This window comes from Enorma timonensis (assembly GCF_000321165.1).
Taxonomy (GTDB): Bacteria; Actinomycetota; Coriobacteriia; order Coriobacteriales; family Coriobacteriaceae; genus Enorma.
In genome coordinates this window covers 1-21,847 of sequence record NZ_CAPF01000009.1, presented here as the reverse complement: position 1 = coordinate 21,847, position 21,847 = coordinate 1, and the positions used below count along the sequence as shown (strand labels likewise).

The window sequence follows — 21,847 nt, the reverse complement described above, 5'->3', positions numbered from 1 at the left end:
TCTTACTGCTCAACGCCGTTCTCATATTTTAAGACACGTTCGGCAACGTATTTCGCCAATGCTGGAGGAACGGCATTCCCGATGGCAAGCTCGACGCTCGTCTTTGCGCCCTCAAGCTTGAACTCCTCGGGAAAGGACTGCAGGTAACTGCGCTCCTTCGTCGTGAGAGCACGAACGCCGTCTTCAATTGCCGCTGCATCGGCATGATGTCGCTTGTAGTTCTCCGGTATCGGCCTGTTAATTCCACGTATCGTCGCGGAGGGCTCGTCAACGGAGAAGACGGCACGCCGGTTGTAGCTGCGCGGGTGCATGTAATAGTACTGCGTGCCGAGCTTGTCACCCAGATAATCCCGCACGGTCATCTGCTTTTCCGCCATGCCCTCAACGAACGACTCGTCGAAGAACCCATCCTCGGCGCCGAGCCTGCCGACCAGAATGAAGCGCTTTCTTGCCTGGGGCACCCCACAGCGGCTCGCATCGAGCACGCGAGAGCTCAATCCATATCCGGCATCCTTGAGCATCGCCTTCATTCGCGGCAGCGTGCCGAACCTCTCGATGTTGTAGACGTTCTCGAACACGACCCATTCAGGCAATACGCCCGCGACAATCTCGGCGAACCGGATGGTAAGGTTCGCCCGCGCCCCCTCAGTGCGCTTGCCCGCAATCGAGTAGTCCTGACAGGGAGGCCCTCCCATGATCAAGTCGGGCCTCAGTTCCTTGATGGTTTCAACGGAATCCTCGTCACAGAGATCCTTCTCATAGATGGGATGCGTGAAGTTCGCGCGGTAAATCTCCACTGCAGGCTTCCAGTTGTCGAACGCGGCGACAACCTTAAATCCAGCCTGCTCGAAACCAAGAGACATGCCGCCGCAACCAGAGAAGATGTCGACGGCTCTCATTCGTTACCACCATTCTTGTTGGAGATGTAGCCCATCAGAGCTCTTGCGACGTAATTGGCCAGGTTAACCGGAACGGCATTGCCAATCATCGTGTTCACGTCTGACTTACTCCCGAAGAACTCGAACTCCTCGGGGAAGGTCTGAATGTAGCTGCGCTCCTTCGGAGTCAATATGCGCGTCTCGCTCACGGGAGCGGAGTCATTGGGGTTGCCCTTATACCCCGGCGGTATAGGACGGTCGACCGCGCGGATGGTCATAGACGGTTCGTCGATGCTGAACACGCCTCTCCGGCTGTAATTCGTCGGCACGCGAAAGTAGTGATCGATCCCAAGCGAGTCGCCGAGATAGTCTCTGATCGTGAGAGGCTTTTCGCTCAGCCCCTTGTCGAGCACATCATCAAGAAAGTTATCCTCTTCACCGATGCCCCCGATAACGAACATGCGCTTACGGATTTGCGGCACCCCACAATATGCGGCATTAAGCACCTTGCAGGTAAGACCATACCCCGCCTCTCGAAAGGTATCGCAAGCACGCTTGAACGAGCGCGTGTTTCTTATGGTCGCGACATTCTCCATCACGAACCACTGCGGCCTTACTCGGGAAACGATCTTCGCGAAAGCAACCGAGAGAATGGCTCGACCGCCGTTCTCGTCCTGATGCCCAGCCGTCGAGAAATCCTGACAAGGCGGCCCGCCGAAAACGACTGTAGGGGCAAACTCTCGGACGAGAGGGACGGAAGCATCAACATCGGAGAGATCATGCTTAAAGATGGGATGATCGAAGTTCTTTCGATACACCTCGACGGCGGGCGTCCAGTTGTCGAACGCAGCCAACACGTTGAACCCAGCGTTCTCGAAGCCGAGGGACATGCCGCCGCAGCCTGAGAAGAGGTCCACAGCAGTGATACTTTTGCTCTGTACCCGATTCGCAGACAACGCGTTGACCTGCCCTTTCTTCCCGATGCTGTTGCACCGTCCGTTATGACGCCTTTCCTTGCAAGCAGAAGATTTTACCATGCACCACACCTGGTCCGCGGCTCGTCAATCCACCAACTCGCAATCTCCCGCATCAACCTGGGCCATCAAACAATGGATTAAGCATCAACTAAGCAATCGAGACGAACGAGAAGAACGTGCGCTTGAAGCGTCAACGGATGCCCAGCCAACAACAATGCGACCACAGCCAGCACACTGCCGCCATCACAACAACCCCGCATGTCTACCGCTGGATATTCCCGCCGCCAGTCCTGGCCGCCTGCCCGGCCGCGCGCTGCGTTGACGAGGATTGCCCGCAGCCCGGCCGCCCGCGCTCCGGGTGCGCTACCGGGCCGTTCGCGCCACGCGCCAGCCATGGCGCATGCAAGTCAACCGGGACGCCCTTGGGCGCATACCGCACGCGTCTTCACCGCGGCTCCGGCAGCCCGCTACGCGGTCTGCCTCCGCATGTTCGGGTTCAGCCACGCACGGTATGCGCCCAAGGCCTAATGCAGGGGGAACTGGCGCCATGTCAGCCGCGCGTCGCGCCCGTCCAGCGGCGCGCACCCTGCGCACGGGCGGCCGGGCTGCTGCCGCAAGCGGGCTGTCCGCACGCAACCGGTCAGCCGTCCAGGGCGGGCGGCATACCCGCTCGCGCATCAGCCGGTGCGCATGCGCCACGGTGCCGAGAGCTACCCGCATACCCGTCATCCGCGCGGGGCGCGGATCGGCTTCGCGACAACCTGCAAGCGTCCCTGGGAGGCCCGTAGCGGCCCCGTTTCTCCTCAGCCGAACTCCGGCCCTCAGGCGGCGACCAAGCCGCACGCAGCCTCGTGTGAGCCCGCACAGCGCCATCCCAGGCTTGCGACGCGTCCGAAAGCCCTATGCTCCCCGAACGGCACCGGCAACGCCCGCTTCGAGCGCGCTGGAGACGTTCCCGCGCGCGCCATCGGCATCAGCGTCTACCGCGAGCCGCCTCGCGGTTGGCTCGTCCTCCCCGTACCACTTGGCGCGGTACTCCCACGCGTTCATGAGGCCCGAGGCCACCTCCGCCATGTCCTGGCGCTTCTCGGCGCTCGTGTCCGTGATGATGCTGTCGTCGAACGTGACGCGCACCTCACCCTCGCCCGGGAGCTCGACCCCGAGCGAGCGCGAAGCCGCCATGACGGCCCTGCATATCCCAGCGATAGCGCCCTCCAGCGCATGCTCGTGCCTGCGGATGTTGCGCATCAGCGCCGAGTTGTCCGCCGAGACCTCCGTCGCGGTCTTCACGTACCCCGCTCCGTCGAAGTCGAAGTACCCCAGGCCGAAGCCCGTCAGGTCGCCGAGCATCTGCAGCGCGCACCTGAAAGCCCTCACCTGAGCGTCGGTCCTCAGCGCCGGCGCAAACTCCTGAATCGTGTCCTCCGTGCTCATCACCTTCCGGAACACGGTGCAGTCCTGCCGCCCAAACGGTATCGAGACCTTGCGCCCCCTGCCGTCGGTCTCCTGGTCGAACATCACGTCACTCAGGAACACCCGCATCTTGCCGTTGTCGATCTCCGAGATCATCGCGTCGAAGGCGAGGTCCACCGCCTGGATAGCGTCCACCGCGTCCGCGAACACGCTCTGCCCGTACGGGCTCATGTCCACGCGCGTATTGTCCACGGCCGGCTTCACGATGGCGAAGGTGGGATAGGGAGAGCCCGTCTCGTACACGGGGCACACGCCCGCAGGCGCGACCTCGTTGCCGTGCTCGTCAAAGCACACCGTGACGATCCGATAACCGCCCCTCCCCACGCTCTCATTAGGCGAGAAGGACAAAGAGGCCGAGAAGTCCGCCCCAGCACCCTTGAGGTGCATCTGCAGCTGGTCGACCGCGCGCCCCCGCCAGAACGCCCGCGTGACGAACGCGCACTCCGTCACGCCCTCCTCGTCCCACGTGAGCGGTATCACCATGCGTGCGTCGTAGTGCCTAATGCGCACGCTCCCCGCATCCGCGTCCACCCAGAGCGCCCACGCGCCCGTCCCCATGCCAAATGCCTTGACCACGGTTGCCTGTGCCGCCGCCATGAAGCCGCTTTGGGCGAGAAACCCCTCGAGCCAGTCCGTGCACTCCTGCGTCCCGCACACCACCTGCGTCTTGTCGTTCAGCAGCAGCGACCCCCACTCCCGGCACACCCGCATCGCCGGATGAATCGAACGCCTGTGCACCTCGTACATGCGCCCAACGCCGTCGGTGTCCTTGTAGTCGTAGAACGACCCGCACGCCTGCATCCACTCGTGCCATGCGCGAATGTGCGGCTCCATCGCCTCCAGCGGCAGCGCGAATCCGAGCGCCCGCAGGTACTCCCGCACGTGCTCCGGCACCCAGTACTCCTCCTCGTACGCCTGCCCCATCTACATCGCCCTCCATCGCTTACGCCCAACCGGCTCCCCTGGCAACTCCTCCAGCCCCCGCTCCTTTTCATTCGCTTGGCGAGAAGAACGCGCTACTTCCGTCACACGCTTCCGCACAGCCCCTTCATGCCCCTCAGGCTTTAGCTTTTGATGCCGAGGATCCCGCCCGCCCATCAACGGCACATCGCATCGTCCGTCCTCCCTACGTTTAAGCTGGCGAGAAGAACGTCCGCTACCTCGCGTTTTCAGTTGGCAGCTGAATATGCCGAGAAGCACGTCCCTCACCCTCTCAGCACGTCATCCATCATCGCGTAGCGCACCGCGTCGATGGAGTGGTCATCACCGTCAGGAATCTCGTCGATCCAGCGCCCATCACGGTCGCGTAGGAACTCCTTGCAGGTGAACTCCTCGAACGTCCTCGGGCAACGCGCGGGGTCGATGACGATCTCCCTCAGACCAGCAAGCCAGTCATAGGAGAGCCTCCGCATCCGCGCCTTCCTCGCAGGGTGTACGCGGATGCCGAGCTCGCGCCGCCAGGTTGCCATCTGCACCTTCGAGTCGGGAGTGTCGTCGCACCACACCATCTGGTCGTGGAAGTAGGGCTCCGCGCCCGGCTCGTCGGCATAGGTGAGCGCGTCCACCACGATGCGCCCCGTGTCGGCAGGCATCATTTTGTTTGCCGAGTGTTCCTCGAAGACCGTGAGTCTGCGCGCGCCCGGCTCCCAGCCGCAGCGCACGAAGCGCCACGGGTCGGGGAACCAACCCCAGTCCACGCCGTTGCGAATGCGCTCGAAACCTCGTACACGCTCGTCGGTCAGCCTCGCCTCCACGATGTTGTCGAAGACCGCTCCGCCCGTCCCGGTCACCTCGCCGAGGTATTCCCAGCGCCACGCGCGCTCGTTCTCCTCGCGCAGGTACTCCGCCTCCTCGATGAAGGGCGCGCCGAGCCACCCCGGCCGCGCCTCCACCACGTCGAGGTACGAAGAGCGCCTAACGAGCGTGTCCGCCCGCCGCCTGCGCTCAATGCACTCCACGTTCGCCCAGCTCCACATCGTCTTGGGCGGGTTGTAGCTGTAGAAGATCCAGAAGTCCTCGCCGCCACGGCGGAGCGAGTTGAGAATGGAGCGAACCGCCTCGATGCCGTCGAACTGGTCGAGCTCCTCGAACCACGTGATGGCGCAGTATCCGCGCGTGAACTTCACGCCCTTGAGCTTGAGCGGGTCGTCGGCCCCGCGGAACACGATGCGCTGCCCCGTGGGCAGGTAGACGATCTCCATCGGAGAGAGCTTCGCCTTGAAGTACGCCGAGAGCCCCAGCGCCTCAACGGCCCAGAGCACCTGCTGGTACACCGAGTCGCGCAGCGTGTTGGAGAAGCGCCGCACCACGCACGCGTTCGCATAGGGAAAAGCCACAACGAGAAGAACGATGCACAGGCTGATGAAGCTCGACTTCGTGCTCCCTCGGCCTCCGTGCAGCCAGTAGTGCGTATGCCCGTGCGCCATGACGTCACCGAGCACGTCGTGGAAGCGCGGGATGCAGAGGTCGGCGGCGCTAATCATCGACGTCACCACCCTCATCGGCCCCCGGCTTCACCGCGTCAACCGCCACGCCGAGCACAATCTGCGGAGCCGCCTCGGCGCGCTCGCCCTTGTCACGGGTAGCCTGCGCGTACTCGTCGGGATATTTGCGCTCCAGGAGCCACGCGGCCGCCGTCCACTGCCCGTTCTTCTTGGTGGCCGCCTCACGGATGGTGGTGAGAAGCGTCCGCTTGTAGTCAGCTTCTGCCTTTTTTAGTGACTCGCCTAACGCGCGATGCAGCCTCCCGCTCGGCTTGGAGAGCCAGCGGTACAGCGTTGCCTCGTGAATGCCCACCGCCCGGCAGATATCCTTATTGGAGAGACCATCGCCCTTGAGCGAGGCCATCTGCTGGATCAGCTCCTCGGTGAGCTTTGCCCTCATGCCGGGCACCTCCCTCCGTGACAAATTCACATTCGTACAGGCTCATTGTCCGGAGGTGTCACAAAGAAAAGAGGAGAGGACCCAGGCACCGGTGCGTAAGACCCCGGTAGGAATCCCTCTCCCCGTCGCGAGGCCGTTTCCCGAGGCTTAGTCGGGGCGTGTCCCGCCTTACGGGCGATTGTACCGCCTCACTCCCGCTCGCGCTTGCCCTTGAGCCCGTACTTGCGCATGAGCCGTGAGTTCTGCTGCCGTAGCCGCGCGTACTCGCGCCTCGCAGCCTCAATCTCCGGCCCCTCCTCGCACCCTTCCGCCTCGCGGTGTAGAAGCTCGTTGAACGCCCGCTCCTCGGCCACATGCGCCTCCTCGGTGCAGCGCGGGCACATCCCGCTCTGGCGGTTCAGCCGTACGCCGATGGCTCCGCATTGCGGGCACACCGAGAGCACCCTCAAGCTCGCATGAATCCGCGACGCCTGCATCTCAATCGCTCGAACGGTTCTCTCCACACCATAGCGCCTACGAATCTCCTCGCGCACAGCAGCGGCGCCCCGGTGCCCCAGCTCGCGGATTACGTCGTTCTGTCCGGTCGTCCACGCGCTCATTGGGCCGACCCCGCAAAGCCCATCAGAACCTGTGAAAGCGAGGCGCAGGAATCAACGCCATAGAAAAGGTTGTCAAGCAACCTTTCTATAGGTGTTGATTGCCTAGCTTTCCCGCACCGACTGCCTGTCAATTGACGAGCTTGACAATCTCTGAGCTTTCCCTGACAGGCTTTCGAGTCACTCATCGGCTCCACCCAACTCCAGCAAATTGGTGCCAAGCGGCGGCTGCCAAGCCGTCCACGCTATGTGGTTGCGCTTCTGACCCTTGCCGTCCATCTGCATCTTCACAAGCTGATACTCATCAAAGTCGATGAGGTAATCCTTGATGGTGTTTGGTGAGAGCGCCGTAACATTCTGCACCGTCGAGAAGGGCACGGGTTCACCGCCGTTCTTGTCGAGAAGATCTTTGATTCTCTTGCGCGCCTTCTCCTTGCGCTTCTCCTTCTGCGCGGTCTTCTTGCTCGCCTCGGCGCGCCGAGCGGCCTCGCGCGTGGGTGCCTTGTCGAACTTGCCGTTGTCATCCCGAAGGAACATGCCGTCGATGCGCACAGCGTTGAAGTCGAGGTTCTTATTGGCCTTCGACTTTTTGAAGCTGCGCAGGTCGGTCGACACACGCACCACAACGGCGCCATCGGGCAGGTCTGCCACGTCCTCCTCGCTCGGGGCGAGCTCGGTGAGCGACCACATCGCGCTGTAGTTGCGCCCCAGGGTGCCCGCCCCACTCACGCGGTCGCGAGCCTCCTTGAGGTCCTGCGGCCCCTTGCTGAAGTGATGCATGTAGATGACGCCCGCGCCGGTCTTGCTTGCAATCATCTTGAGGTATCCGAGCGTTGTCCTCGCGTCAGCGTTGCTGTTCTCGTCACCCGCGAACAACGGGTAGATTGGGTCAATGATGACAACGTCAGGACGATAACCGCTTCCGCAGACTACCTCAGCGATGTCCTTGACCGTCATCTCCGGCCTATCGTCCGTGTGGGCAATTCGCACATGCGAAGCAACATCAGCAGCAATCCCAGAGGCGAGAGATGCCTCGACGATGCGGTTCACATACTCCGCCTGGTTCATCTCAGAGTTCACCACGAGAATCCTCTCGCACTGCGTGAACTCGAACCCGAGAAGACCCGTGCCCGTCGCAAAGGCAACGACCATTTGCGCGGCAAGGAATGTCTTACCGACCTTGGGCGCCGCGCCGACAAGCATGATGCCCTGCTTCCGAAAGGTGTTCTCGATCAGCACGGGAGGAAGCTCCTGCAACTCGGACGGAATGGGAATAAACAAGTTCTCGAAGCGCGCGGCGACGTCCTTCGACTCTTCGGCGTCCTGGTCACCAGCATGAGGACGATGCGCCTCCGCCCAGCTGTGGAAGTCCCGCGCACCCATGTCCGTGCCGAGAAGCGACTGTCGTTCCGTCCCTCGGCTCGCCCCCGCCAGCCTCGTGAGGCGGCTCGCGTCTTTGTTGGCGGCGTCAACCTTGAGCCCAGCGGCGTCGCAGAGCTCGTGCAGCAGCCGCACGCGATCCTCATAGTGGTTGGGCCCGTCCGCCTCCACGCGCACCAAGGCGTGAACGGACTTCCCGCCGCTTTTGGTCAGCGCCGTGATGGGCAGGTCGAGCTCGCTCATGATGCGAATCTGCTCGTCGACGGGAATCTCGTCGCTCTCTATGAGGGCGTGTCGCCACGCCGTTGTCCTTCCCTTGCCGCGCCCCTCCCCGTTGGTGGGGTTCTGGCAGACCCATATCCCCGCCTCAGGCTCGTATCCGTCGAGCACGCCTCCAAAGCCTTCGCTCTGCAGGCGCGCAATGAGGTCGTCCCGCTCATAGCACGTGCCGCCATCCGCGGGCTCCCACTTGCAACGCTTCTCCGACCAATTCGCCCGCACGGAGAGATTCACGTACTCGCCCGGCTCGAAGAGCGCCACGAGCTGCGCCACGGCCTGCTGCACCGGAGAGAGGTCCATGGCGGAGGGTTGGGCGGCCGAAGGAGCCTGGATAACAGAGCTGTCGGAGGCATCCTCCACCCAGCCTGCACGCTTTGCGTGCCAGAAGAGCGTCCCCGCGGTGATGCGCCCGTTCTCGCTCACATGCTCGAAGAGCCGGCGCGCCTGTGCCTCATCGTAGTTGTCTGGGTCGGAGGATGACCATCGAAGAAAGGTGTCGACGTCCCCGCCAGCCGCCTTATAGCTGATGCCAATGTTCTTCCATGTCTCGTAGTCTCGCGGTGGCACCATGGAGAGAAGCGCGCTGTCGGCACGCTCTTTGGAGACAACGCGTCCGCTCATGCCCCATCGCCGCCCGGGAGCCTGTGACGTGCCCTCACAATGGAGACGCAGCAAATGGTAAGCTGTGCCCGCAGCCCCTTAGGGGTTGCACTCCAAGCGTCCGCCGTGCGCTGTCCTCGCCAAAAGACCAGCACGGCGGGCGCATTATTCCGGAGACTCATGCGTCACCGCCCATCACATACTCAACGAATCGCGGCTTCGGCACGAACCACTGCCTGCCGCCCACCTGCACGGCGGGGATCTTGTGCTCTCGACAGAGCTTTCGCACGTACTCAACCGTGAACCCGGTCAGTTCCGAAATATGCGCGGGTGTCAGCAGGTCGGGGTATGCCGAGAAGATCTCAACAGATGCCCCTGGAGCCGCTCCATCCGAACCGGACTGGCAAACTGGATGGTTACGCCCCATGGCTACGACGCCACCTTCTGGAGATGCTCCTTCGCCTCGAGTCGCTCGAACGCAGCGAGCATCTTCTTGACCTGCCCGGGATACGGGACGAGATGCCCGTTCTCAATCTGCGAGATCGTGGAGACGTGTAGCCCCGACTCCCGCCCAAAGGCAGACTTCGACAGGCCGAGCCTCTCCCTCCGCTGGGTGATTTCGAATCGCGAGAGTTCCATGAGGTACCTCCATTCTTTGGCGTTGACGCGCCCTGTTGGTGTTGGTACCATCGTAGCCACAAGAGTTTACTGTTCTTTTTGGTTTACGGTAGATTTACGATATTTTGAGAGTGACGGTTACTATGAGATTGGTTGCCCTGAACGAGGAGCGCGCTGTCTATCTCCCGGAAGGAGAAGATCGTGAGGTCGAACCTCGAGCCGCCCTGAACAAGCTGCTCACCGTTCACTCTTGGAAGACGATGCTCGACTTCTTGAAGAACGAGGCGTGCTGCCCGCTCTTCGCCAAGCGCGAGAGCGACCCTCTAAAAAACGGACTCTGGACGCCAGAAGAGCTTCAGATCGACTTGACCGGCTCCCTCAAGTCGCGGATTGATTCGGACAATGAGATCGACTATCTCGACGAGCTAACCGAGAAGGACTTGCTTTCGGTGAGCAAAGACGAGCTTCATGAAGTTTGGATTCCCGAACTGTTGTTTTTTCGCGACAGCTATGTCCGCTACCTCACTATCGCTGCTTACGCTTTAGGAGCTACGCCTCCTGACGGATTGTTCAAGTTCCCCGAGATCACAGAGGCGCTCGACCAGGAATACGTCAGAGACTTTCTCAGCGATGTTTCGAAGTATGCCGCTGTTGCCCTTGACGATGAGTCAACTCACAAGATAGCGGGCACTTATTTTGACAGCATCGCGGAAGACACTATTTTTGAGAATTGTGGCAACTATCCCGACGGCATCAACAAAGACGGCTATTTGCTCACAACATACGAGGAGTGGCCCGAGAATCCGGTTGATTCGCTTGATAGCACCTACTACTTCCTCATCGTTTATGAACGAGAGAGGTACTCGAAAGAAGAGGCAATCCGACTGCTGTGCGGAGAGCTAATTACTGTTGATTTGGGCACGCCGATGTATCTAAACCCGATGGACTTCTACCACTACTACACCGACGAACCGGATTTCGAAATCAACTCCCTATTCTCGCTGAATCAGGGCTTTTTCCGTCCTAAAGATGACGGCGGCTTCACTCGCTGGCAAACCGCTCTCTATGACACCGTCGAGGACGCCATATACGATGGCCGAGTGTCTCTCTGCCCCGTTTGCGGCACTCCAATCATTACTCGCTCGACATCGAGCCGCGCTGAGTTCTGCTGCGAATCCCACAAGACGGCGGCTAGCAAACGCCGACGTCAGACCGCACATATCCTGTACGCCTCCGGCACCCCTCTCGAAGACGCAGTCGCACAAATCGGAGAGGACTACCGCACCTCCATCGAGCGCTGGTACGCGGAGGCCCAAAGAATTGCCCACCCCGCCCCATAGGGGCGTGATGGAATAGCAAAAGACCTGCTCACGACGCTCGCCAACCAAGGAGGTGAATGTAATGGCAAAAGGAGACGGAAGCATTACGGAGGTAAAGAAGCCCGACGGAACCAGCTACGCCCCCAAGCACTGGAAGGTCCGCATCGACCTCGGTACGAACCCTATCACCGGCAAGCGCGACGTGGTCTCAAGAAACATCAAGGGAACCAAGTCCGACGCCTGCAAGCTGCGCGACCAACTCAAGGCAGACCTCGAGAACGGTCTCTCGGCCAACGCCGACAAGATGACCTTCGCCGAGTTCGCGGAGCAGTGGCAGCAAGCTCGCGAGACGGCGGCGGAGATCAGCAAGACGCGCTTGCGCCGGGAGCGCACCATCATCGAGGACATGTGCTCCTACATCGGAGCCATCAGGCTTCGCGACATCACTGCCCAGACCATCGAGGGGCTCTACATGAAGATGCGCTGGGACAAGACGGAGGAGAAGGGCAAGTGCAGCGGCACCACCATGAACATGATCCACAAGCTGCTCAAGCAGATCCTCTCGCGTGCCGTGGACTACGACCTCATCCTGCGCAACCCCGCCGAGAAGGTCAAGGCGCCGCGATGCGACACACCGGACCGCCGCTCCCTCACCACCGCTGAGGCACGTCAGCTGCTCGCGACCATCGACGAGGCAGAGTACGAGGCGTATGCGTCCCGCGACGCCATCGAGGAACGGCAGGAGAAGCGCGGCGACACCTCGGAGCGGAGCTACCTGCGAGGCCTGTCCAGCATCGGCAACGTCATGGCGGCACGCATCGGCCTCGCAACCGGTATGCGACGCGGAGAGGTCCTGGGCCTCACGTGGGGCCATATCAGCTTCGCACGGGGAACCATCCGCGTCACCCAGTCGGTCACGACCTACGGTGAGGTGAAGGAGCCCAAGACCGAGGCGGGGAAGCGCGTCATCGCCGTGGACGAGAAGACCATCGAGCACCTGAGGCGGTGGAAGCAGTTCCAGCGAGAAGAGCTCGCCATTCTGTCGCTCGAACAGACGAGGGACACACCCGTCTGCTGCAACGACAAAGGCGGCCTCATCGCCCCGACGAACTTCTCGCGCTGGTGGCGGTCCTTCACGAAGGCCCACGGTTTCGAGGGCCTGAAGTTCCATGAGCTCAGGCACACCCAGGCAACGCAGCTCGTCGCCGGCGGCATGGACATGAAGACCGTCCAGCACCGGCTCGGCCACGCCTCGGCAACCCTGACGATGAACCTCTACGCCCACGCGCTGCCCGAGAACGACGCCCAGGCGGCTCAGCTCATCGGCAGCCTGTTCTCCGAAACGCCGAACGAGCAGGCAAGGCAGGAAGGAGCTCTCAGGGTCGCGGTCTAAGGCGATTGCGCCCCGGATTGTGTCCCAGTCCCCGTTGTGTCCAGATTGTGTCCCACGAAGGAGGAGCGATGAGGCTTCAAAAGAAAACAGGCCAGAGGACGCATCCCCTGACCTGCGGTCTTGTTGGTAGCCCGTACCAGATTCGAACTGGTGATCTCCGCCTTGAGAGGGCGGCGTCCTAAACCGCTAGACGAACGGGCCATATGTTCCGAGGCGCTCGGCCTCGTGCGGACATTGATAATACGGGAACATGCTCCGCCGTGCAAGCCCCTACCCAAGATTCTGCGAAGTTGTGGCCATCTCGTGAAGCCACCCTCGCACCAATGTAAAAATACCCCTGGGGTAATTTTACATCAGCGGTGGTAGAAGGTGTGGCGCTCGAACTTGGGCTCGCAGCACACGTTGATGCCGAGCCGCTTGAGCAGCGCCTCGTCCGTGGCGGAGATGATCACCGAGAAGAACGCGTCGCAGCCCCGCAGAAGCGGCAGCCCCTCGAGCACGCGCGCGGCCACCTCGCTCGAGGCCGACGTGATCGAGAGCGCGATGAGCGTCTCGTCCGGATGCAGGCGCGGGTTATGGCTCCCGAGCTGCGAGGTCTTGAGACGGCTAATGGGCTCGATGGCCTCGTTGCTGATGACCTCGAGCTCTATGTCCACGCCCGTCACGCACTTGAGCGCGTTCATGAGCAGCGAGCTCGCCGCGCCGAGGCGCTCGGAGGTCTTGCCCGTTACCACGGAGCCGTCCGGCAGCACCATCGCGCCCACGGGCGCACCCGTCATCTCCTCCTTGAGGAGCGCCGCCGAGCGCGCCGGCGAGAAGTCCTTCGTCACGCCCGCGCGCTTCATGATGAGCTTGAGCTTGTCGACCTGCTCCTGCCCCATGCCGGTGCGCTTCACCTGCAGCGCGGCGGTGAAGTAGCGGCGCACGATCTCCATCTTCGCCGCGTCGCGGCACGCCTCATCGTCGGTGATGGCGAAGCCGACCATGTTGACGCCCATGTCCGTGGGGCTCTGGTAGGGGCTCTCACCCAGGATCTTCTCCATGAGCGCGCGCACCACGGGGAATGCCTCGACGTCGCGGTTGTAGTTCACCGTGGTCTCGCCATAGGCGTCAAGGTGGAACGAGTCGATGATGTTCGAGTCGTCGAGGTCGACGGTAGCCGCCTCGTAGGCGATGTTCACGGGATGGTTGAGCGGCAGGTTCCACACGGGAAACGTCTCGAACTTGGCATAGCCCGCGGCGACACCGCGCCGGTGCTCGTGGTAGACCTGCGAGAGGCAGGTGGCGAGCTTGCCCGAACCGGGGCCGGGCGCCGTCACGACCACGAGCGGGCGCTTGGTCTCGACGAACTCGTTGCGGCCATAGCCCTCCTCGGACACGATGAGGTCGATGTCGTGCGGATAGCCCTCGATGGGGTAATGCAGCTTGCAGGTGATGCCGAGCATGGAGAGGCGGCGACGGAAGACGTCGGCGGCGGGCTGGCCAGCGTACTGCGTGAGCACGACGGCGGCGACGGGCAGCCCGTTGCTGCTGAAGATGTCGGCCAGGCGCAGCACGTCCTCGTCATAGGTGATGCCGAGGTCGCCGCGCGCCTTGTTCTTCTCGATGTCGTTGGCGTTGATGGCGATGATGACCTCGACGTCCTCCGACAGGCTCTTGAGCATGCGGAACTTCACCGAGGGCTCGAAGCCGGGGAGCACGCGGCTCGCGTGGTAGTCGTCGAAGAGCTTGCCGCCGAACTCCAGGTAGAGCTTTCCGCCGAACTGCTCGATGCGCTCCTTGATGCGCGCTGCCTGCAGCTCGATGTACGTCTCGTTGTCAAACCCCTGTCGCATGGGACGGCTCCTCTCTGATGTCCGAACCCGTTAAGTATACAGGAGCCCCGAGGATGAGGGGGCGGGCTCCACACTTCTCGCTTGTCCTCGGCGCGGGCGCCTGCGGAATCGCTCGAAGTATGGAGCCCGCCCCCTCATCCTCGGGCGACCGTTACCCTATCGGTCGGACATCAGAGAGGGAGACCGGAAACTAATAGTTGAAGTGCACGGGTGACCGGGTTTCAAGCCCGACTCTTCCTGCGCTGCGTGTTTGTAGCGCCGGCCCCGCCCCGATCCCCGGCGCCGCCCTTGCTTTCGAGCGATTCCGCAGGCGCTATGCGCCGAGGACAAGCGAGAAAGCAAGGGCGGGGCCGGGGCTCGGGGCGGGGCCGACAGGAGCATAAAACTTCGCCCCCTCCCGTGCACGGTGCGGGAGGGGGCAGAAAGGTAGGGTCTCACCGGTCGCTCGCGCAGGGCGCGCACCGGCTCGACGTCAATTGGATCCAACGCGGGCGGCGGAGACAATACCGCCCGCGGGATCGGCGGCTAGCGGGAAGAGGAGAGAACAGACCCGCTAGAACATCATGAGCGCAGCGGTCACGATGACGATCGAGACGATGGAGAGCACCACCACGATCTTGACCGCGAACTTGAGCCACGTCGTCCACTCGATGCGAGCGAGGGCGAGGCCGCCCATGATGGCGCCGGACGTCGGGGTGAAGAGGTTCACCACGCCGATGGCGCTCGAGAAGATCATGACCATGACCTCAGGCGAGAAGCCGAGCTGGGCGGCAAGCGGTCCCATGATGGGCATGGAGACGGTCGCCATACCGGAGGTCGAGGGGATGAGGAACGAGAGGCCGAAGTAGATGATCCACGCAAACGGCGCGAAGAGCAGGCCGGACACACCGGACAGCGCGGAGGCCGCAGCGTTGAGCACGTACTGATCGAGGCCCGTGGAAGCCATGAGCACCGAGATGGCGCGCGAGAGCGCGATGACGAGCACGACGCTCATCATGTCCGCGGCGCCGGAGATGAAGGTGTTCACGATGTCCTTCTCGGACAGGCCGCCCACGATGCCGATGACGATGGCCATGACGAGGAACCAGGTGGAAGCCTCATCGAAGTACCACTGGCCGATGGGCAGGCCCGTGATGACGGCGGACCAAGCCTGCGAGGTCTCGACCTCGGTCTCGGCGATGCCCTCGACGGAGCCCTCGACCTCGGTCACGGCGCCGTTGAGCTCGTCGTAGGCACCGACGAGGTCATCGGTGGTGACAGGGGTCTCGACGATCTCGAAGGACTGGCCGGCGTCGAAGAAGTCCGCGACGCTCTGGCTCAGGTCGGCGATCGGGATGAAGCCGGCGATCATGACGACGAACGTGAAGGCGAAGATCACGAGCACGCCCTTCTGGCGGCCGGTGAGGGTGACCTTCTTGGAGGCCTCGGCGGCGGCGGCGCCGTGCGCCTCCTCGGCGTTCTTCTGCTCTTGGAGCGACATGAACGTGGAGCCCTTGTCGGCCTTGACCTTCTTGGCGTAGTTCATCACGAAGACGATGGCGACCGCGGTGGTCGCGATCCACAGCACCGCGCCGAGACCGATGATGATGGTCTGGTTGGCCTCGATGCCCACGCCGCGGAGCGCGTCGACGGCGGCGCCGACGGCGAACGGGTTCACCGTGGAGCCCAGGCAGCCGCAGCCAGCGCCCAGAAGGACGACGGCGGCGCCGGTGAGCGCGTCGAAGCCGGCGGCCATCATCGTGGCGGCGAGCAGCGCGTAGAACGGGACCGTCTCCTCGCACATGCCGTAGGTGGTGCCACCGAGCGAGAAGATGAACATGAGCACGGGGATGATCCACAGCTCACGGCCCTTGAGCTTCTGCACGAGGACGGCGATGCCGTTATCGAGGGCGCCGGTCTTGGTCATCATGCCCAAGAAGCCGCCCAGGATCATCACGAACAGGCAGACCGGCAGCGCGTCCGCGAAGCCCTTGACGGGGGCGGTGAAGAAGTCGCTGAACCGGGCAGGGGTCACCTCGCCGGGCGCGAAGCCGGCGACGATGACGGTGATGATCGCAACGAGAGCAAGCAGGATAAGAAGAATGGTGAAGGAAGATAGCATGCCGCGCTTCTTCTTGGCAGCTTCAGCCATACCTTCTACCCCCTTTCTGGAACGTGGTCTTATTCCCTAAGCCACGCCACCGACCGTGCGACAGGGGCGCAGCAAACCCCAGGAACCGCCCGGGGAAAGGAGACACCCGGGCGATTCCCAACAGGCAAGTGTTACTTCAGGGTCGCGTACATGACGGCCTTGATGGTGTGCATGCGGTTCTCGGCCTCGTCGAAGACCTTGGACTGCGGGCCCTCGAACACCTCGTCGGTGACCTCCATCTCGGTGACGCCGAACTTCTTGGCGATGTCGGCGCCGATGGTGGTGTTGGTGTCGTGGAAGCTGGGCAGGCAGTGCAGGAAGATGGCCGACGGATCGGCGAGGTTCATGAGCTCCTGGGTGACGCGGTAGGGCTCGAGCTGCTGGATGCGCTCGGTCCAGACCTCATCGGGCTCGCCCATGGAGACCCACACGTCGGTGTAGATGACGTGGGCGCCGGTGCACGCCTCCTTGGGATCCTCGGTGAGGGTGATGGTGCAGCCGTTCGCCTTGGCGATGGGCTCGCAGGCATCGATGACGTCGCTCGCGGGCATGCACTCCTTCGGGCCGCAGGCCACGAAGTTCATGCCGAGCTTGGCGCACACGACCATGAGGGAGCGCGCGACGTTGTTCTTGGCATCGCCCATGAAGACGAGGGTCTTGCCCTTGATGTCGTAGTTGAAGTTCTCCTGGACGGTCAGGATGTCGGCGAGCATCTGGGTGGGATGCCAGAGGTCGGTGAGGCCGTTCCACACCGGCACGCCGGACTTGGCGGCGAGCTCCTCGACGTCCTCCTGGGCGAAGCCGCGGAACTCGATGCCGTCATACATGCGGCCGAGCACGCGGGCGGTGTCCTCGATGGACTCCTTCTTGCCCATCTGCGAGCTGCCGGGATCGAGGTAGGTCACGCCCATGCCCAGGTCCATGGCGCCGACCTCGAAGGCGCAGCGGGTGCGCGTGGAGGTCTTCTGGAAGAGCAGGACGATGTTCTTGCCCTCGAGGTAGCGGTGCGGGGTGCCCGTGCGCTTGAGGTCCTTGAAGTTCTTGGCGAGCGCGAGCATGTACTCGATCTCCTCGGTCGAGAAGTCGAGGAGGCGCAGGAAGCTGCGGCCGGAGAGGTTGACACCCATCTTTGGTTCCTTTCGTTAGATTCCGTGCAATTCAGGGGAACGCTTCGTTCCCCTGAGCGTCGATGACGCCCTACCTAGGGCGGCGCCCCGCGATCGAGGCGCCGCCGAAGTCACAAAAGATATTAGAGATCCTCGCGCCAGAACGGCATGCTCATGCAGCGCGGGCCGCCACGGCCACGGGAGAGCTCGGCCGAAGGCACGACGAGCAGCTCCATGCCCTCCTTGTAGAGGACGTCGTTGGTGACGTTGTTGCGCTGGTACACGCAGATCTTGCCCGGGGCGACGGCGAGGGTGTTCGAGCCGTCGTTCCACTGCTCGCGCGCGGCCGCGATGGGATCGCCGCCACCGCAGGGGATGAGCTTCACAGCGTCGATGCCGAGCGCGGAAGCGAGCACGTGCTCGAGCGTGTCGGTCGTCTCGGTGATCTCGACCTCACCGGGGTTCTTGCCCGGGGTGAGCTTGTAGACCTTGAGCGTGCCCATGATCGCGGGATGGATCGTGAACTTATCGACATCGATCTGCGTGAAGACCGTATCGAGGTGCATGAAGGCACGGGACACGGGGATGTCGAACGCGAGGATGGTGTCGATCTTGGAATCGGAGTTCCAGAACATGTTCTGGGCCATGACGTCGATGGCGGCAGCCTGCGTGCGCTGCGAGATGCCCACGGCGATGGTGTGCTCGTTGATGTTGAGCACGTCGCCGCCCTCGGTGTGGAAGGAGGAGTCGCGACGGTAGTACAGCGACACGTCCTTGTAATCCGGGTGGTACTTGAAGATGTACTTGCCGTACAGGGTCTCGCGGTTACGGGTGACCGAGAACATGCGGTTCAGGTTCACGCCGGTGCCCACCACCGCGAACGGGTCGCGGGTGAAGTAGAGGTTGGGCATGGGGTCGACGATGAGGTCGGACTCGGACTCCGTGTTCACGAGGGAGTCGAGCGTCACCGAGCTCGTGTGCGGCATCTCGACCTCGGCCTTGGTGATGCCGGCCATGGTCTTCTTGACGTACTCGAGGTTGTCGGTGATGGAGTCGAGGAGCTCCTTCACGGCAGCAGGAGCCATCTTGCCCTTGATGCCGGCCTCCTCGAGCCACTGCTCCTGGAACTCGGCACGGGCCTCGGGCACCGCGTCGAAGGCCTCGGCGACCAGCTTCTCGAGGTAGAGCACCTCGACACCCTGCTCGCGCAGGATCTCGGCGAAGCGATCGTGCTCCTCCTGAGCCACCTGGAGGAACGGAACGTCGTCGAAGAGAAGACGCTCGAGCTCATCCGGCGGAAGGTTGAGGAGCTCATCGCCCGGGCGATGCAGGCAGACCTTCTTCAGCTGCCCGATCTCGCTCGTTACGTGCAAGCCTTTCGTCATGTCCTCCTACCTTTCTTCAATCTTGGCCTCCGCCGCGCGGGCGGGCGGCCGCTTACCACGTGCATGGGGGCGCGGGCTGCGCCTCGTCTATAGTTATATCCAATTTTCCCTTTTGTGCAATCTTGTTCCGCCAACGGTATAAAAGTCGAGGGGAACGGTATATCTTGAAATAAATCATAGGATGCACTGTCGCACGATAAAGTGATTTACGTGCGAAAACGTATTGACACCCTCGGGCACACCGCAAAATACGGTGGATATTATCGTGAGTAATTTGAATATTATTACCAATCATATGAGCCTATGAAGTTGTTCTATGTCGTCCTATCCATGCGTTGTTTTATGCGATTTAGGCGATAATTTATCCAATTATGCAACCATTCACGGAAACAACCGCGCCGTTCATCCGCGCGCGGGACCGAAACGCGGGGCGGCGCGCCCGGCTGCGCGGGCGGATAGGAAGCCCGATTCATGCACGGAACCGCATCCCGGCACCTCGCCTCCCCACACGCCCCGCTCGGGCACGAGCGGCGGCCGCGCCCGGTCGAGACGCCCGCCCCTACCGCGCTGCCCGCGCCCTGCCGCGGCACCCGAACGTAAGCGCTCGATAAAGCTTTCGAAATGATATGGTCGCGCCTACCGCGCACGTATACTCTTAAGGTATACGGAATCTAGTGGCGCGCGCTCCCGCGCGCCTGCGCATGTAAGGGGTACCCATGGCGAGCAAGGCGGAGAAGAAGGACAAGGGCGCGCGCAAGCATCGCAAGTCCGTCGAGGTCATCGACAAGACCGAGCGCTACGATTTCTCGTACACGCAGAACCGTGAGCTCAGCTGGCTGCGCTTCGACGCGCGCGTGCTCGACGAGGCCTACGAGGAGTCCGTCCCCCTCTTCGAGCGGCTGAACTTCGCCGCCATCTTCCAGTCGAACCTCGACGAGTTCTTCATGATCCGCGTCGGCGGCCTCTCCGACCTCGCGACGCTGAAGCGCCAGCCCGTGGACAACAAGAGCAACCTCACCCCCGCCCAGCAGCTCGAGCTCATCTTCTCCACCCTGCCGCCGCTCATCCGGCGCCAGAACGACATCGTGGAGCGCATCGAGGCGAGCCTCGCCGAGGCAGGGGTTGAGCGCGTCGACCCGGCCGACCTCGCGGGCGACGACCGCACCTTCGTGGAGCGTTACTTCCAGTCCTATGTCTCGCCCGTCATCTCGCCGCTCGTGATCGACCCGCGCCACCCCTTCCCCAACCTGCGCAACGGGGCGCTCTACCTCGTGTGCGCGCTCGAGAGCGCCGACGAGGGCAACCTGCTCGGCCTCATCGAGGTGCCGCAGTCCATGAACCGCGTCGTCGCGATGCCCGCAGCGGGCGGCACCTGGCGCTACATCCTGCTCGAGGATGTCATCCTGAGCTGTTTGGGGAGCTGCTTCGGCTCGTACGCGCCGCTCGACCGCGCGGTGGTGCGCGTCACGCGCAACGCCGACATCGACCCCGACGGCGAGGGCGTCGAGGAGGACGAGGACTACCGCCAGCACATGAAGAAGATCCTGAAGAAGCGCCTGCGCCTGCAGCCGGTCGCCCTCCAGGTGCAGGGCGAGCTCGCGCCCGCCACGCTCAAGAGCATCCGCAAGGCGCTCGGCCTGCCGGCGCACGCGGTGCTCTCCTACACCACGCCGCTCGACCTCTCCTACATCCACGGCATCGAGGCGCACCTGCCCGAGCGCAGCCGCTCCGAGCTGCTCTTCCCGCCGTTCAAGCCGCAGGCGAGCCCCATGTTCGACGCGACCCGCCCCATCCGCGAGCAGGTCATCGAGGGCGACAAGCTCCTGTTCTACCCGTACGAGTCCATGAGCCCGCTGCTCGACCTCATGCACCAGGCGGCCTTCGACGACTCGTGCATCTCCATGAAGATCACGCTCTACCGCGTGGCGAAGCAGAGCCGCCTGTGCGAGTCGCTCATCGACGCCGCGGAGATCGGCAAGGAGGTCACGGTGCTCATGGAGCTCCGCGCCCGCTTCGACGAGCAGAACAACATCGAGTGGGCGGAGCGGCTCGAGGAGGCCGGCTGCACCGTCATCTACGGCTCCGAGGGCTTCAAGTGCCATTCGAAGATCTGCCAGATCACCTACCGCGACGGCATGGCGCTCACGCGCATCACGCTGCTCGGCACCGGCAACTTCAACGAGAAGACGGCCAAGCTCTACTCCGATTTCATGCTCATGACGGCGCACCCGGGCATCGGCGAGGATGCGAACGCCTTCTTCCGCAACCTCGCGCTCGGCAACCTCGCCGGCGACTACCGCTTCCTGGGCGTGGCGCCCGCGGGGCTCAAGCCGCTCATCATGAACGGCCTCAACCGCGAGATCGACCGCGCCCGTGCGGGCGAGCCGGCACGCGTCTTCTTCAAGATGAACTCGCTCACCGACCGCGAGGTCATCGACAAGATCGCCGAGGCGTCGCAGGCGGGCGTGGACGTGGAGATGATCATCCGCGGCATCTCGTGCCTCTTGCCGCAGGTCCCCGGCAAGACCGACAACGTGCACATCCGCTCCATCGTGGGACGCTTCCTCGAGCACGCGCGCGTCTACGCGTTCGGCGTGGACGCCGATATCGTGTACCTCTCCTCTGCGGACATGATGACGCGCAACACCGAGCACCGCGTGGAGATCGCCTACCCCGTGCTCGACGCGACCTGCCGCTCCATGGTGCAGGAGTACATGCGCGCGCAGCTCTCGGACAACGCGAAGGCGCGCGTGCTCTCGAGCGAGGGCACCTGGCAGCGCGTCGAGCGCGGCGCGGACGAGATGCCCTTCGACTCGCAGGCCTACCTGCTGAAGCACGCCTACGCGCAGGCCGAGGCCGCGGCGGAGCGGGCGGCGCAGGCGCGCCGAGACGCAGCGGCGGCACAGGAGCACGACGGCTACGAGGCGGCGCAGGCCATGCTCGAGGCGGTGCGGAAGGCGGCGGAAGCGGCGCGGGCCACGGCGGCGACCGACG

16 protein-coding genes and 1 tRNA gene are annotated in these 21,847 nt (G+C 63.0%); 3 read left to right on the top strand and 14 right to left on the bottom strand.

All coding sequences use genetic code 11. The features are described from left to right. Positions 1-2: 2 nt before the first annotated feature. The 9 genes from BN423_RS00795 to BN423_RS00755 form a co-directional block, all read right to left on the bottom strand. The gene (locus tag BN423_RS00795) at positions 3-899 is read right to left on the bottom strand and encodes a DNA cytosine methyltransferase (protein WP_019238377.1); all 897 of its coding nucleotides are present in this window, start codon (positions 897-899) and stop codon (positions 3-5) included. Further along, positions 896-1,915 (bottom strand): DNA cytosine methyltransferase, encoded by a 1,020-nt coding sequence (locus BN423_RS00790; protein WP_232385450.1) that lies wholly within the window; start codon positions 1,913-1,915, stop codon positions 896-898. Before BN423_RS00790 ends, BN423_RS00795 begins: the two co-directional genes overlap by 4 nt. Before the next feature lie 840 nt (positions 1,916-2,755). Beyond that, positions 2,756-4,252 carry a hypothetical protein gene (locus tag BN423_RS00785; RefSeq protein WP_019238375.1) on the bottom strand — a complete coding sequence of 499 codons (1,497 nt, stop codon included), beginning with the start codon at positions 4,250-4,252 and terminating at the stop codon, positions 2,756-2,758. 281 nt (positions 4,253-4,533) lie between these two features. After that, positions 4,534-5,811, bottom strand: a complete 1,278-nt coding sequence (locus tag BN423_RS00780; protein ID WP_019238374.1) for a PBSX family phage terminase large subunit — start codon at positions 5,809-5,811, stop codon at positions 4,534-4,536. Further along, the gene (locus tag BN423_RS00775) at positions 5,804-6,211 is read right to left on the bottom strand and encodes a transposase (protein ID WP_019238373.1); all 408 of its coding nucleotides are present in this window, start codon (positions 6,209-6,211) and stop codon (positions 5,804-5,806) included. Before BN423_RS00775 ends, BN423_RS00780 begins: the two co-directional genes overlap by 8 nt. 188 nt (positions 6,212-6,399) lie before the next feature. Then, complete coding sequence (locus tag BN423_RS00770; protein WP_232385449.1) at positions 6,400-6,714, bottom strand: hypothetical protein; 315 nt, start codon at positions 6,712-6,714, stop codon at positions 6,400-6,402. Positions 6,715-6,987: 273 nt separating this feature from the next. Further along, a complete protein-coding gene (locus BN423_RS00765; RefSeq protein WP_019238371.1) occupies positions 6,988-9,087 on the bottom strand; it encodes an AAA family ATPase in 2,100 nt (699 codons plus the stop codon). A 157-nt stretch (positions 9,088-9,244) separates the two neighbouring features. Further along, complete coding sequence (locus BN423_RS00760; protein WP_019238370.1) at positions 9,245-9,493, bottom strand: helix-turn-helix domain-containing protein; 249 nt, start codon at positions 9,491-9,493, stop codon at positions 9,245-9,247. A 2-nt stretch (positions 9,494-9,495) separates the two neighbouring features. Then, a complete protein-coding gene (locus BN423_RS00755; protein WP_019238369.1) occupies positions 9,496-9,705 on the bottom strand; it encodes a helix-turn-helix domain-containing protein in 210 nt (69 codons plus the stop codon). A gap of 122 nt (positions 9,706-9,827) precedes the next feature. On the opposite strand from BN423_RS00755, the gene BN423_RS00750 reads away from it, so the two are divergent. Both BN423_RS00750 and BN423_RS00745 read left to right on the top strand, forming a co-directional pair. Continuing rightward, positions 9,828-11,024, top strand: coding sequence for a hypothetical protein (locus BN423_RS00750; protein ID WP_019238368.1), 1,197 nt, complete (start codon positions 9,828-9,830; stop codon positions 11,022-11,024). 61 nt (positions 11,025-11,085) lie between these two features. After that, the gene (locus BN423_RS00745; protein ID WP_019238367.1) at positions 11,086-12,396 is read left to right on the top strand and encodes a tyrosine-type recombinase/integrase; all 1,311 of its coding nucleotides are present in this window, start codon (positions 11,086-11,088) and stop codon (positions 12,394-12,396) included. Positions 12,397-12,520: 124 nt separating this feature from the next. Here BN423_RS00745 and BN423_RS00740 read toward each other — a convergent pair. The 5 genes from BN423_RS00740 to arcA all read right to left on the bottom strand — a co-directional run bounded on the left by BN423_RS00740 (position 12,521) and on the right by arcA (position 18,853). Next, positions 12,521-12,597: transfer RNA gene (locus BN423_RS00740), tRNA-Glu, on the bottom strand. A 152-nt stretch (positions 12,598-12,749) separates the two neighbouring features. After that, complete coding sequence (locus tag BN423_RS00735) at positions 12,750-14,231, bottom strand: DUF1846 domain-containing protein (RefSeq protein ID WP_019238366.1); 1,482 nt, start codon at positions 14,229-14,231, stop codon at positions 12,750-12,752. 553 nt (positions 14,232-14,784) lie between these two features. Then, positions 14,785-16,362: a YfcC family protein gene (locus tag BN423_RS00730; RefSeq protein WP_019238365.1), complete on the bottom strand. Its 1,578-nt coding sequence runs from the start codon at positions 16,360-16,362 to the stop codon at positions 14,785-14,787. A gap of 131 nt (positions 16,363-16,493) precedes the next feature. Continuing rightward, positions 16,494-17,489 carry an ornithine carbamoyltransferase gene (argF, locus tag BN423_RS00725; RefSeq protein ID WP_019238364.1) on the bottom strand — a complete coding sequence of 332 codons (996 nt, stop codon included), beginning with the start codon at positions 17,487-17,489 and terminating at the stop codon, positions 16,494-16,496. A 122-nt stretch (positions 17,490-17,611) separates the two neighbouring features. After that, positions 17,612-18,853 carry an arginine deiminase gene (gene arcA, locus BN423_RS00720; RefSeq protein WP_019238363.1) on the bottom strand — a complete coding sequence of 414 codons (1,242 nt, stop codon included), beginning with the start codon at positions 18,851-18,853 and terminating at the stop codon, positions 17,612-17,614. A gap of 716 nt (positions 18,854-19,569) precedes the next feature. Between arcA and ppk1 the strand changes: the two genes are divergently transcribed. Beyond that, positions 19,570-21,847: polyphosphate kinase 1 (gene ppk1 / locus BN423_RS00715; RefSeq protein WP_019238362.1), on the top strand; the 2,278-nt coding region annotated here is incomplete at its 3' end.